Genomic DNA, 13,051 nt, shown 5'->3' on the forward strand with positions numbered 1-13,051 from the left:
GAAGCGGTCTTAGCATCGCCGTTCCGCCGGAGGAAACTCCCGCCGCTTCAGAATCTCCGGTCGATCCGCCAGGGTTTCGGTCAGGCAGGTGTTTCGGACCAGTGAGCGTTTCGATCAGGCGGGGATGCGCACCGTCGCCCGCAAGCCGCCGAGCGGGCTGTCGTGCAGGCCGACATCGCCGCCATGCGCCCGAGCGATATCGCGGGCGATGGCGAGACCGAGCCCGGAGCCGCCGGCATCCTGGCGCGCATCGTCGAGGCGCACGAACGGCTTGAACACGTCCTCGCGGCTCTCGGGCGGGATGCCGGGCCCGTCGTCGTCGATCGCGATGAGGAAAGCGCGGTGCTCGCGTTTGCCCGAGATCGCCACGGTGTCGGCGTAGCGCGCGGCGTTGGCGGCGAGGTTGAACAGGCAGCGGCGCATCGCATCCGGCCGCACCGTGACGAGCGGGCTGCCCTCGATCTCGACCGCCTCGACATGGGCGCCGAGGCGCTCCACGTCGCTGCGCAGATCCTCCAGCAGCGTCCGCATGTCGGTCTCGGCGGCGGTCTCGGCGGAATCACCCCGAGCGAAGGCGAGATAGCCTTCGAGCATCCGGCTCATTTCGTCCACGTCGCGCTGAAGATCCTCCACCTCCGGCGTCTGCTCCACCAGGGCGAGCGAGAGCTTGAACCGGGTGATGATGGTGCGCAGGTCGTGGCTCACCCCGTTGAGCATCGCCGTGCGCTGCTCCATGGCGCGCTCGATGCGCCGCTTCATCTCGATGAAGGCGTGCCCCGCCTGCCGGACCTCGCGGGCGCCGCGCGGCTTGAACTCGATCTCGCGGCCCTTGCCGAACCCCTCGGCCACCGCGGAGAGCCGCAGGATCGGCTTGATCTGGTTGCGCAGGAACAGGATCGCCACGCCGAGCAGCACCAGCGAGGAGCCGGTCATCCAGAGCAGGAAGATATGCGAGTTCGAGGCGTAGGCCTGGTTGCGCCGGGCGGTGACTCGCATCACGCCCTCGGGGATCGCTACCCGGATCTCGATGAGGTTCGAGCGCCCCACCGTATCGATCCAGAACGGGCGCCGGATCTGGCGGCGGATTTCTTCCGACAAGACCTCGTCGAGAATCGAGAAGAACGGGCGCGGCCCCGGATTCGGCAGCTTGGCGCCTTTCAGGATGTCGATGTCGAGGTTCAGCCGCTCCCCGGCGATGCGCGAGAGCGTCTCCGCGTTCCGGTCCTGCGGATACGACTCGTAAATGTCCATCAGCGCGGCGACGTCGGCGGTGACGGCCGCCGAAAGGCGGCGGGTCACGAGCTGCCAGTGCCGCTCCATGAAGGTGTAGGCGATCACCGATTGCAGCAGCACCATCGGCGCGATGATGATGATCAGCGAGCGGGCGTAGAGGCCCTTCGGCAAAGCGTCGCCAATGGCGCGGCTGAGGCGCCGCCAGGTCTTCCGAACGCGACCGAGCGCCCCGGCGAGGGTGCCGGTTCGAGACGGTGCGGTCGCGGAGGGGCGGGCGGGGGCCGCCATGAAGGCCTCAATCGATGGCGAGGCGGTAGCCGACGCCGCGGACGGTGTGCAGGAAGCTCGGATTGGCCGGGTCCGGCTCGATCTTACGGCGCAGACGGTTGATCTGCACGTCGATGGTGCGCTCGGCCGCCAATCCACCATTGCCCGCGAGCGTCTCGCGCTCGACATTGCCGCCGCGGGTCTGGGCCAGCATGGTCAGGATTTCGCGCTCGCGCTCGGTGATCTTCACCGGCTCGTTCTCCCGGCGCAACTCGCCCCGGTCGATGCGGAAGCTGAACGGGCCGAAACTGACCGCGTCCTCGCCGGAGAAGCGGGCTTCCGGCACGGCGGCGTGGCGGCGGATGATGTTGTTGAGCCGCAGGATCAGCTCGCGCGGCTCGAAGGGCTTGGGCAGATAGTCGTCGGCGCCGATCTCCAGGCCCGTGACCCGGTCGTTGGGGTTGGAGCGGGCCGTCAGCATCAGGATCGGTACGCGTGAGGTCTCGCGCACCGAGCGGGCATAGTCGAAACCGCTTTCGCCGGGCATCATCACGTCGAGCACGAGGGCGTCGAACACGAAGCACTGCCCGCGCAGGCGCGCTTCCGCCGCGTTTGCCGCCGCCGTGACCCGGAAACCCTGCTCCGAGAGGAAGCGGGACAGGAGTTCGCGCACGCGCCGGTCGTCATCGACGAGCAGGATATGGGGCGCGTGGTCGGGAAGCTCGGGGCGTGCCCTGAGGGCGCTTTCGGCCGACATCAGGCGCGCCCCGTCGTGCGGCGTGCCATCAGCCGGCGGATCGCGGCGCGCTCGGCCGGCTCGATCATCGCGAGCAGGAAATCCTGGGCGGAGGCCGCGCGGGCCTCGCGCCCGCTCTCGGCCTCGTCATCCTCGGACGGCGCATCGAGCGCCCGCACGATCCGCCGGACCTGCACCCGCGTCAGGTCGGCCGTCAGCGCCCGGCCGGACGGGGTGCAGAACAGGAGCCGCTGTCGCCGGTCGCTCGTGCCGGTCTGCTGCTCGACATAGCCCTGGTCGATCAAATCCTTGAGTACCCGGTTGAGGCTCTGTTTGGTGATGCGCAGGATATCGAGGAGTTCGGCGATGGTGAGGCCGGGATAGCGATCGACGAAGTGCAGCACCCGGTGATGCGCCCGGCCGAAGCCGTACTGCGCCAGAATCCGGTCGGGATCGCCGACGAAATCGCGATAGGCAAAGAACAAGAGTTCGATCAGGTCGTCGCTGTCGCCGCCCGCGGCGGGACAGCTCGGCAGGGACGCCTCACCGGGAGCCTGCACCGCTATGTCGGCATCTGGCGTCATCACACGATTCACGTCGTGAATACCTCGGTCGGCGGCGGATCGCAGGGCTCCGGATGACCCGGGAAGATAAGTCAGTGTTGTTGACATATCTCAGCCCCGTTGTTACCCGTCAACCCTGCCGGTCCAGCCGCTCGCTGCATCGTTCTGCGTCCGCGCGCCGGCATTTGCCCCACCCGACGACCCCGCGCTTCGCCGAGGCCGCGCAGAGGAACTTCGAGAGATGTCCGTGATTCCCTTCGATGAGCGCGAAGGCACGATCTGGTTCGACGGCGCCATGGTGCCGTGGCGCGAGGCGAAGATCCATGTGCTTAGCCACGGCCTCCACTACGGTTCGTCGGTGTTCGAGGGCGAGCGGGCCTATGGCGGCCGGATCTTCAAGAGCCGCCAGCATTCCGAGCGCCTGCGCCAGTCGGCCCAGCTCCTCGATTTCGAGATCCCGTACTCGGTTGATCAGATCGAGGCGGCCAAAGCCCAGGTGCTCGCGACCAGCGGCCTGCAGGACGCCTATCTGCGCCCCGTGGCGTGGCGTGGCTCGGAGATGATGGGCGTCGCGGCGCAGAAGAACACCATCCATCTCGCCATCGCCGCCTGGGAATGGCCGAGCTACTTCGATCCGGAGACCAAGATGAAGGGCATCCGGCTCGACATCGCCGATTACCGCCGCCCCGATCCGCGCACCGCGCCTTCCACATCGAAGGCGGCGGGTCTCTACATGATCTGCACGATCTCCAAGCACCGCGCCGAGAACAAGGGCTATGCCGACGCGCTGATGCTCGACTGGGAGGACAACGTCGCCGAATGCACCGGCGCCAACGTGTTCTTCATCGCCGACGGCGTGATCCACACGCCCCAGGCCGACCGCTTCCTCAACGGCATCACCCGCCAGACCGTGATCGAGCTGGCCAGGCGCCGCGGGATCGAGGTGATCGAGCGGCGCATCCGCCCCGAGGAAATGACGGGCTTCTCGGAGTGCTTCATCACCGGCTCGGCCGCAGAGGTGACCCCGGTCTCCGAGATCGGCCCCTACCGCTTCACGCCGGCGGCGCTGACCAAGACGCTGATGGACGACTACCTCGCTGAGGTGCAGCCGCGGGCGGCCGCCGCCTGAGGATTATCTGGATCGACGGTTCCGGGCCCCTCAAACGGTGCCCGGAACTTAGCGGACAGCCCCGCGTTTTTTGGAACAATCCATGAACGAAGGGGTGCCCCGATGACCGGCAAGACGACCAGCAAGACCACTAAGGACCAGGCTGCGGCCGAGAATCCGAAAGTCGATCCGACCGACGAGTCGAACCGGATCAAGGATCCCGATGAGTGGACGACCGGCGCCGAGCCGATGACAGGCGCGCAGGCCTCCTACCTCAAGACCCTGTCCGAGCAGGCCAAGGCGCCGGAGGCTTTCGAGGCCGACCTCGACAAGGCGGAGGCCTCCAAGCGCATCGACGCCCTGCGCAAGGACACCGGTAAGGCCTGAATCGGCCAAGGGCATCATTCCGGAAGGCGTTAGCCGCTTTTCGAGATGATGCTCGACCGTTTCGCGGGGTGAAGCGGCCCCGAGGCGAGCGGGCGATGGGAGCGGGACACAGGTTCGGCGATCCATCACCCGCTGCCCCGTTCGCGAACGCAGTGGCCGTCGAATGAGACGTGTCGGCGGGTAATGCCGCCGTTTTCTTCAATTCCCTTAAGCTCGCTGCAAGTTCAGGCTGGCAGAATCAGGTCATTGCCTCACGTCCGGGACGATGCGCCGTGTCTCTGCTTCCTCCATCCGCGCCCGTCCCGAAATCCGCCCGACCTTTGTACCGGTCTCTCGTCCGCTTCGCGCGTCATGAATCGGGGGCGACTGCCATCGAGTATGGATTGGTCAGCACCTTCGTCGGGATCGCAGTCATCGGCGCCTTCCGCGCGTACGGAACCGCCCTGGGAAGTTTCTTTCCCAAGATCTTCGAATTGTTTGTGTTCGAGTAGTCCGATGCAGGTGGATCAGGCCGGCTTGATCCGGCGGCGCCGGCCCGTTGATCCCTCGATCGAGACAGCGAGATGATTTGTCGTCCGGCGCCGCGACCGGACGAAGCCGAGCGTTGCCGGTCTGGTAAAACCAGCCGTCCGACGTTCCCTATTTCGGCCCGACCGGCTTGCGCCTTGCGGAAGCTGCGTCCCTTCCCGCGGCCGGAGCGGCTCCGGCTCTGGGCTTTGGATCCTCCGGCTTCGGCTGGCTCCAGAACGCGTCAAACGCGTCTTTCATCGCCTTGACGTTCTGCTCCTGAACCTCGGCTCCGGTCTGGAGCATCTGCTGGATCACTTCCATCGAGGCCTTGGTCGCATCCGGTGTCGGCGCCGCCTCTGCTTTCCGCATGGCCGGGCGCGGCTCGGGCTTGCGCGTCGCAGACGGGGGAGGGGAGGCCATCTGTCCCGCTGCGGCGGTGAGGCCGTTGAGCCAGTCCGTCCAGAGCGTGCCGACCGGGTAAGTGGGGGGCGCGGGCTCGGCGGCCGGTGCCCCGGCGGGCGGGTTGAGAAGCAGGTGGACGATGCCGGCCACGATCATGCCAGCCATGATCGGCAGCATCTGCCTGAGGGCCTGGCTCCCGACGCCGCTCGCCGCCGACGCTTGCTGGATCACCGCCTGAGCGATCATGGGTGAGCCGAACAGGCCTGAAAACATATCCGCACCGGCCTGTGGCGGCGCTTTTCCCGGCTGGCCGAACGCGAACATGCGCCCGAACCCCATCGGATCGGCCGCCGCGTTGCGTTGCATGCCCATCGACAGCGCCGGCAGCAGCGCCTCCATGGCGCGGCGGGTCTGCTCGGGCGAGAGACCGAATTGCTGCCCGAAGGCCCGCACGCTCGCGTCGCCCTGGCTCTGCAGGATGTCGAACATCGTGTACATGGCCGGGCGCCTCAGCGAGCAGCAACGGTCCGGGTGCCGAACGCCTCCGGGCCTCACCATGACAACGTGTCCATGATGCGAGCCCATCCGCATTCCGGACGCGCACCGGTGATGACCGCCGACACTCACATCCGAAGGCTCGCCGGAACGGCCTCGGTCGAGAGTGTGTCGCAACCGGGCGAGGCTGGCCAGCGATAACCCCGATTCCGCGGCGATTTCCCTTGGAATAGCCGACAATCAGCTCGTGCCGGCTTCCACGTTCGCTTTTCCGACTGCACCGATCATTCCACTGGCAGGGGCGGCCTGCACCGCCGCGTCGGCGGAGGGTGGCTCGGGTGCGGGGCCTGCCGCGAGGCTCATGCCGCGTTCGAGCCGGCCCACGGTGCGGAAGGCGAGGGCGAGGCCGGCCACCCCGAAGGCGATCGAGCCGAGGCCGGTGCCAGCGATCACGCCCTCCGGTCCGTACCACGCCGCCCCCAGAAGAGCGGGCGGGACGGTGCCCACCGTCGCCCGGCCCCAGTTCAGCAGGGTCGAGAGGAAGGGAAAGCCGAGATTGTTGAACGCAGCGTTGGCCAGGAACAGCAGCCCGTTGAAGAACCAGACCGGCCCGCTCACCAGACAGAAGAAGGCGAACAGATCGGCCGCGACGCCCTGAAGCTCGAAGGCGCCGGCCAGCGGCGCCCGCGCCAGGGCGAGGAGCAGCCAGACGACGACGACGTAGAGTGCGGTCACCGCCGCACCGACCCGGAGCACGCCCCGCATCCGATCGAAGCGCCCGGCGCCCCAGTTCTGGCCGAGGATCGGACCGATCGAGCCCGACATCGCGAACAACCCGCAGAAGGCGACCGGGGCGAGGCGCTCGATCACTACGTTCCCGGCGATCGCTGGAGGCCCGAAGCCGGACAAGGCGTGCGCCACGAAGGCGCTGGCGATCGAGGGGGCGAGGTTGGTGAGCACCGCCGGCCCGGCGATGCGGGTGACCAGCGGCAGATCGCCGAGGACGGCCGTGAGGCGGGGCGCTTCGAGCAACCGGTAGCGCCGGACGCCGATCCAGCCGACGGCGACGAAGGTGATGCGGGCGACGCAGACCGCGAGCGCGGCTCCGTCCACGCCGAGCCCGAGGCCGAAGATCAGCAGCGGATCGACGAAGACGGTGATGACGGCACCGCCGAGGGTGACATACATCGCCTCCCGCGCTGCGCCGACCGCGCGCAGGAGGCCGGTGAACAGCATGCCCGGCCCGAGCAGCACGTTCGACGGCAGGCTGATCCAGAGATAGCGCCGGGCGACGTCGAGGGTGTGCCCCTCCGCGCCGATGGCCGAGAGCAGCGGGTCGAGCACGGTGAGCAGGAGGGCGGCCAGCAGAGCCGAGGCGATCACGCAATGGACGGTGACCGAGGTCGCGATCCGCCGCGCATCGGCCGGATCGTTCGCTCCGATCGCCCGCGAGACCAGGGCGCCGGCCGCGATCATCAGGCCGATATTGAAGGCGATGGCGAAGAACTGGACGATCGAGGCGAAGCCGACCGCGGCGGTGAGCGCCGGGTCGCCGAGCTTCGAGACGTAGAACAGCGACAGCAGATCGACAGCGAAGATCGCCATCAGGCCGACGGAGCCGGTCGCGCTCATCACCACGACGTGACGCAGGATCGAGCCCGAGACGAAGCGCGCCGCACCCCCGTCTCGGTGCGGCACGGCGCCTGTGCCCGCCTCAGGCATTCGGCTCGGCATCCTCGGGTTCGAGCGCGCGGGCGGCGGATTCGTGTGGCTGCTGCTCGATCAGGCCGCGGGTCTCGGCACTCAGCGCCCGCGAGGGGCTTTTTGGCGCGGTGAGCGGCTCGGGCCGCAGTTCCGGCGTGCCGCGCAGCCAGCCGGAGCCGTCCGGCATCGCCCCCGCCTGCTGGAGCACGAGGCGGGCGACGTCGCGCTTGCGCACGTCCTCGACGCGCCGCGCGGCGGCTTCGGCGGGCAATCCCAGGCTCTCAAGAGTGGCGCGGCCGAAGCCGAGGGCGGATTCGACGGTCTCGCGAAGCTGGAAATCGACGTCGCGGTTCATCAGCTCGATGGCGTGCGTGCGGTCATAGGCCCGCACATAGGTGCGCACGTTCGGGAATTCCTCGTGGACGATGTCGACGATCTTCAAAGCTGCCGGCGCGTCGTCGATGCAGACGCAGATCAGGTCCGCCTTGGCGAGGCCGGAAGCGCGCAGCACGTCGAGCCGGGTGCCGTCGCCGTAATAGATCCGGAAGCCGAAGCTGGTCGCGTTGCGGATCTGCTCGACGTCCTTGTCGATGACGGTGATGTTGATGCCCTCCGCCAGCAGCACCTGCGCCAGGATCTGGCCGAAGCGGCCGAAGCCCACCACCAGCACGCGGGTGTCGCCGGATTCTTGCGCCTCTCCGACGTCGGAGGGCGGCTCGGCCTCCTTCGGGCGGCGGGCGATCAGGGCATCGAGCCCCTTGGCGGCGATGGGCCCGACCAGCATGGTGAGGGCGGCAAGCGCGACGCAGAAGCGGGTCACGTCCGAGGCGAGGATGCGCAAGTCGCCCGCCGCCGGCAGGATCACGAAGGCGAACTCGCCGGCCGGCGCCAGCACCGCCGCGCCGCGCAGGGCGTCGAGCCAGGGCGAGCCGAACAGGCGGAACAGCCCGGCGACCAGGGCGATCTTCACCGCGATCGCGGCCATGGTCGCGGCGAGCAGCGCCAGCCAGTGGTTCGTGAGCAGGCCGCCATCGATCGACATGCCGACGCTCATGAAGAACAGACCGAGCAGCATGCCGCGGAACGGCTCGATGTCGGCTTCGAGCTGATGGCGGAAGTTCGACTCGGCGAGCATCACGCCGGCGAGGAAGGCGCCCATCGCCATGGAGAGGCCGGCCTTTTCCATCACCAGCGCGGTCCCGAGCACCACGAGAAGCGCGGCCGCCGTCATCACCTCGCGTCCGCCCGCCGCCGCGAGCAGACGGAAGAACGGGTTGAGGCCGTAGCGCCCGACGAGCACCACGCCCGCGACGGCGACCGCCGCGCGGCCGGTGGAGCGCAGGCCCTCGTCGAGCCAGCCGTCCTTCGGCGTGGCGCCGGCCGAGGCGAGCAGCGGCAGCAGCGCCAGGATCGCCACCACCGAGATGTCCTGGAACAGGAGGACCGCGAAGGAGCGCCCGCCATAGGGCGAGCCGAGATCGCCGCGCTCCTCCAGCAACTGGAGCGCGACCGCGGTGGCCGAGAGCGCGATGGCGATGCCGACGACGCTCGCTGCGGCCGGCGTCAGGCCGTAGGCGAGAGCCGCGCCCGCGATGACGAGCGAACACAGGGCCAATTGTGCGGCGCCGAGCCCGAAGATGTCGCGCCGCATCGAGACGAGCCGCGAGATCTCGAGTTCGAGCCCGACGATGAAGAGCAGCAGCACCACGCCGATCTCGGCGACGCTCGCCGCCGTCTCGGGCTCCGCGATCAGGGAAAAGCCGGCCGGGCCGATCACCACGCCGGCAACGAGGTAGCCCAGCACCGCGCTCTGGCCGAGCAGGCGCACGAGCGGCACGCCGATCACCGCCGCCGACAGGAAGGTCAGCACCGGCGGCAGGAAGCTGGCGTGGTCCGTGGCGCTCGCCATGAAAGCCCGTTGCCTCGCTGGTTCCAGATGGGAGAAGGGCTTCCCTTAGGACATCGTCCCGAAAGCTGGCCACCGGCTTTCGGAAAAAGACGATGTCAAAACAAGAGCCGTGCGCCTCGCGAGGGCGATTCGCGTGTCGTTCGTCACATGCCCGGCGCCTACGGTCCCGGTGGCACCGGGCGGGCACCGTTGCCACAGCAGCGTCGATGCAGGCCCCCCGGGCGGAGGGTGGGGGTCACGGATCGCGTCGTGTGTGCTAAGCAAATGATGACGGACAGGCGCAGGCCTGTCGCGGCTTTCGGGCTGGCCGCAGTTGACAGACCCGGCCACCCCTCTCCACATCCGTCGGATCATGAGCGCTGACACCATCAACCTCACCGCCGACCCGAACAGGGTCCCGCATCCGGCCGTGACGGGCGACAAGCCGCCACTGGAGATCCTCCTGTGCGCCCCCGCGGCTTCTGCGCCGGCGTGGTGCGCGCCATCGACGTGGTCGAGCGGGCGCTGGCGATCTACGGAGCGCCGGTCTACGTCCGCCACGAGATCGTCCACAACAAATACGTGGTCGAGACCCTGAAGCGGAAGGGCGCCGTGTTCGTGCGCGAGCTGGACGAGGTGCCCGATAGCGGCGCCCCCGTCATCTTCTCCGCCCATGGCGTCGCCAAGACCGTGCCGCAGAACGCCGACGCGCGCGGCCTCACCACCATCGACGCGACCTGCCCGCTGGTGACCAAGGTCCACCGCGAGGCCGAGATCCATCACAAGCGCGGGCGCCACGTTCTGCTCGTGGGCCATTCCGGCCACCCGGAAGTCGTCGGCACCATGGGTCAGTTGCCCAAGGGGTCGATCACCCTGGTCGAGGACATTGACCAGATCGATGCGCTGAATCCGCCGGCCGACCAGGCGCTGGCTTGGGTGACGCAGACGACCCTGTCGATCGACGATACCAAGCATATCGTCGAGGCGCTGAAGGCCAAGTTCACCGGCATTCACGGCCCGCACAAGGACGACATCTGCTACGCCACCACCAACCGCCAGGAAGCGGTCAAGGAAGTCGCGCCGCGGGTTGATGCCCTGATCGTGGTGGGTTCCTCGAACTCCTCGAACTCGCAGCGCCTGCGCGAAGTCGCCGAGCGGGCCGGCTGTCCCATCACCCGCCTCGTCCTGCGTGCTGAGGAGATCGATTGGGATGCCTTCAAGGACATCCGCCGCCTCGGCCTGACCGCTGGCGCGTCCGCGCCGGAGGTTCTGGTCGAAGAGATTATCGACGCCTTCGCCGCGCGCTTCGACGTGACGGTGGATCAGGTGTCGGTCACCGTCGAGGACATGTCCTTCCCGCTGCCGCGCGAGCTGCGCAGCGAAGCCGCCGAATAGGGCGGACGACACGCCGGCCCCCGAGCGGAGGCCGGCCGAACGACCTCCAGGGGCGCCCATGGCGCCCCTTTCTCTTGTCTGAAACCGGCAGCGGCACCGTGGCGGTCTACACCGACGTATCCGACGAGGCGCTGCGCGCCTTCCTCAGAGAATACGAGCTCGGCGATTTGCTCTCCTACAAGGGCATCGCGGAAGGCGTCGAGAACTCGAACTTCTTCCTGCATACGAGCACGGGCAACTACATCCTCACCCTCTACGAGAAGCGGGTGAACGCGGCGGATCTGCCCTTCTTCATCAACCTGATGGGCCATCTGGCACGGGCCGGCCTCGCCTGTCCGCAACCGGTCCGCAACCGCGCCGGTACTGCCCTCGGGCATCTCTGCGGCCGGCCTGCGGCGATCGTCACCTTCCTCGAAGGCGTGTCGTTGAGCCGCCCGAACGCCGAGCATTGCCGGGCGCTCGGCGCCGCGCTGGCCGGGCTTCACGCCGCCGGCCGCGATTTTCCGATGGTGCGCGCGAACAATCTGTCGGTGGAAGCGTGGCGTCCGCTCTTCGTGCAGGCCGAAGCGCAGGCCGACACCGTGGCGCCCGGCCTCGCCGCCCGCACCCGCACCGACCTCGATTGGCTCGAGGCGTCCTGGCCGCAAGGGCTTCCGGCTGGCGTCATCCACGCCGACCTCTTCACCGACAACGTGTTCTTCATCGGCGACGCCGTGTCGGGCCTCATCGACTTCTACTTCGCCTGCACCGACGCCTTCGCCTACGATCTGGCGATCAGCCTCAACGCGTGGTGCTTCGATGCCGACGGCACCTTCCACCGCGACAAGGCGGGTGCGATGATCGCGGGCTACGATGCAGTGCGGGCGCTCGAACCGGCAGAGATCGCGGCGCTGCCGATCCTGGCGCGGGGCGCGGCCATGCGGTTCATGCTGACCCGTCTGGTGGACTGGCTCAACGTGCCGCCCGGCGCCCTGGTGCAGCCCAAGGACCCGCTGGAATACGACCGCCGTCTCGCCTTCCACCGCACCGCGACCGATGCGCGGGACTACGGCTGGGAGAAGTAAGACGGATCGAACCCTCCCCGGTGCCGGGGAGGGCTTATGTCGGGTGGCTCAGAGCACCTTCAGCAGGGCTTCGGCGCCCGAGACCTCGGCCTTGGACGGGGTGTCCTCGACGTTGAGGATCCGCACCACGCCGTCATCCACAAGCATCGCGTAGCGCTGGGAGCGCGGGCCGAGGCCAAAGCCCGAGCCGTCCATTTCCAGGCCGATCGCCTTGGCGAATTCGGCATTGCCGTCGGCCAGGAACTCGATGCCCTCGGCGCCGCTCTGCTGCTGCCACGCGTTGAGCACGAAGATGTCGTTGACCGAGGTCACGGCGATCGCATCGATGCCGCGGGCCAGGATCTCCTCGCGCTTGGCGACGAAGCCCGGCAGGTGGTTGCGGTGGCAGGCCGGGGTGAAGGCGCCCGGCACGCCGACCAGCACGACGCGGCGCCCCTTGAACACGTCGTCGGTCGTCTTGGCCTGCGGACCGTCCGGCCCGTTCACCCGGAAGGTGGCCTGGGGCAGGTGATCGCCAACCTGAATCGTCATCCGTGCTCTCCTCGCAAAAGCCACGAACCGTTAGACGCGCTTCGCGCGACTGTCGAGGCACGGCCGCGCCGCGTGCGCGTTTGCCTTATGGATCAATGACGGCCAGCGCAGTAGCATAGTCCCATGCAGACGCCCGATCCCTCGCTCAAAGACACGGCCTATCTCGACGGCCAGTTCCTCGTGGCTATGCCGGGGATCGGCGACGAGCGCTTCGCGCGCTCGGTGATCTATCTCTGCGCGCACTCGGCGGACGGGGCGATGGGCATCATCGTCAACAAGCCGGTCGCGGATCTGAGCATGCCGGATCTCCTGATCCAGCTCGACATCGCCAGCGAGTCCGATGCGATCCGCCTTCGCGAGCGCGTCGGTCACATGCCGGTGCTGATGGGCGGACCGGTCGATGCCAAGCGCGGCTTCGTGCTCCACACCGCCGACTTCCACATCGATCAATCGACGCTGCAGATCGACGAGGGCGTGTGCCTCACGGCGACGGTGGAGATCCTGCGCGCCATCGCCGACGGGCGCGGACCCTCGAACGCCGTGCTGGCACTCGGCTATGCCGGTTGGCAGGCAGGCCAGTTGGAGAACGAGATTTTGGCCAATGGCTGGCTGAACTGCCCAGCCGATCCGGACCTGATCTTCGATCCGGGGCTCGGCACCAAGTACGATCAGGTCCTCAAGGCGATCGGCATCGATCCCGCCATGCTGTCGGCGGAGGCCGGACGGGCCTGACGCGAGGCCCGTCCGTCGGCGATCGTTGCGAGGCGT

The 13,051-nt window shown here is 68.2% G+C and carries 12 protein-coding genes and 1 pseudogene; 6 read left to right on the forward strand and 7 right to left on the reverse strand.

All coding sequences use genetic code 11. The features are described from left to right. Window positions 1–114: 114 nt before the first annotated feature. Genes MSPGM_RS12870 through MSPGM_RS12880 form a run of 3 tightly spaced genes read right to left on the reverse strand, consistent with a single transcriptional unit; the run spans window position 115 to window position 2,820 of the window. Window positions 115–1,521 (reverse strand): ATP-binding protein, encoded by a 1,407-nt coding sequence (locus MSPGM_RS12870; RefSeq protein WP_003600724.1) that lies wholly within the window; start codon window positions 1,519–1,521, stop codon window positions 115–117. Window positions 1,522–1,528: 7 nt separating this feature from the next. Further along, the gene (locus MSPGM_RS12875; protein ID WP_003600723.1) at window positions 1,529–2,257 is read right to left on the reverse strand and encodes a response regulator; all 729 of its coding nucleotides are present in this window, start codon (window positions 2,255–2,257) and stop codon (window positions 1,529–1,531) included. Then, the gene (locus MSPGM_RS12880) at window positions 2,257–2,820 is read right to left on the reverse strand and encodes a MarR family winged helix-turn-helix transcriptional regulator (protein WP_012753014.1); all 564 of its coding nucleotides are present in this window, start codon (window positions 2,818–2,820) and stop codon (window positions 2,257–2,259) included. Before MSPGM_RS12880 ends, MSPGM_RS12875 begins: the two co-directional genes overlap by 1 nt. Window positions 2,821–3,040: 220 nt before the next feature. Here MSPGM_RS12880 and MSPGM_RS12885 point away from each other — a divergent pair, with 220 nt between their 5' ends. The 3 genes from MSPGM_RS12885 (at window position 3,041) to MSPGM_RS12895 (ending at window position 4,785) form a co-directional block, all read left to right on the forward strand. Continuing rightward, on the forward strand, window positions 3,041–3,928 hold the full coding sequence (locus tag MSPGM_RS12885; RefSeq protein WP_003600719.1) for a branched-chain amino acid aminotransferase: 888 nt from the start codon (window positions 3,041–3,043) through the stop codon (window positions 3,926–3,928). 102 nt (window positions 3,929–4,030) lie between these two features. Next, a complete protein-coding gene (locus tag MSPGM_RS12890) occupies window positions 4,031–4,294 on the forward strand; it encodes a DUF3072 domain-containing protein (protein ID WP_003600718.1) in 264 nt (87 codons plus the stop codon). Between the two features lie 272 nt (window positions 4,295–4,566). Next, on the forward strand, window positions 4,567–4,785 hold the full coding sequence (locus tag MSPGM_RS12895) for a Flp family type IVb pilin (protein WP_309248317.1): 219 nt from the start codon (window positions 4,567–4,569) through the stop codon (window positions 4,783–4,785). A gap of 148 nt (window positions 4,786–4,933) precedes the next feature. Here MSPGM_RS12895 and MSPGM_RS12900 read toward each other — a convergent pair whose 3' ends face one another. The 3 genes from MSPGM_RS12900 to MSPGM_RS12910 all read right to left on the reverse strand — a co-directional run bounded on the left by MSPGM_RS12900 (window position 4,934) and on the right by MSPGM_RS12910 (window position 9,314). Then, window positions 4,934–5,704, reverse strand: coding sequence for a DUF937 domain-containing protein (locus MSPGM_RS12900; RefSeq protein ID WP_410007714.1), 771 nt, complete (start codon window positions 5,702–5,704; stop codon window positions 4,934–4,936). 237 nt (window positions 5,705–5,941) lie between these two features. Further along, window positions 5,942–7,423, reverse strand: coding sequence for an MATE family efflux transporter (locus tag MSPGM_RS12905; protein ID WP_003600716.1), 1,482 nt, complete (start codon window positions 7,421–7,423; stop codon window positions 5,942–5,944). Then, window positions 7,416–9,314 carry a monovalent cation:proton antiporter-2 (CPA2) family protein gene (locus MSPGM_RS12910; RefSeq protein ID WP_003600715.1) on the reverse strand — a complete coding sequence of 633 codons (1,899 nt, stop codon included), beginning with the start codon at window positions 9,312–9,314 and terminating at the stop codon, window positions 7,416–7,418. The genes MSPGM_RS12905 and MSPGM_RS12910 overlap by 8 nt, the downstream gene beginning before the upstream one ends. Window positions 9,315–9,666: 352 nt before the next feature. Between MSPGM_RS12910 and ispH the strand changes: the two are divergent. Together ispH and thrB are read left to right on the forward strand one after the other, a co-directional pair. Then, window positions 9,667–10,688: pseudogene (gene ispH, locus MSPGM_RS12915) on the forward strand (4-hydroxy-3-methylbut-2-enyl diphosphate reductase). A 98-nt stretch (window positions 10,689–10,786) separates the two neighbouring features. Then, on the forward strand, window positions 10,787–11,752 hold the full coding sequence (gene thrB / locus MSPGM_RS12920; protein ID WP_003600712.1) for a homoserine kinase: 966 nt from the start codon (window positions 10,787–10,789) through the stop codon (window positions 11,750–11,752). 48 nt (window positions 11,753–11,800) lie between these two features. Here the strand turns inward: thrB and MSPGM_RS12925 are convergent, their stop codons facing one another. Beyond that, the gene (locus MSPGM_RS12925) at window positions 11,801–12,283 is read right to left on the reverse strand and encodes a peroxiredoxin (RefSeq protein WP_003600710.1); all 483 of its coding nucleotides are present in this window, start codon (window positions 12,281–12,283) and stop codon (window positions 11,801–11,803) included. A gap of 123 nt (window positions 12,284–12,406) precedes the next feature. Here MSPGM_RS12925 and MSPGM_RS12930 point away from each other — a divergent pair, with 123 nt between their 5' ends. Then, on the forward strand, window positions 12,407–13,015 hold the full coding sequence (locus MSPGM_RS12930; RefSeq protein WP_003600708.1) for a YqgE/AlgH family protein: 609 nt from the start codon (window positions 12,407–12,409) through the stop codon (window positions 13,013–13,015). Window positions 13,016–13,051: the final 36 nt, after the last annotated feature.

The sequence above is a fragment of the Methylorubrum sp. GM97 genome, from assembly GCF_024347855.1.
In the GTDB taxonomy this organism is placed as follows: Bacteria; Pseudomonadota; Alphaproteobacteria; order Rhizobiales; family Beijerinckiaceae; genus Methylobacterium; species Methylobacterium extorquens.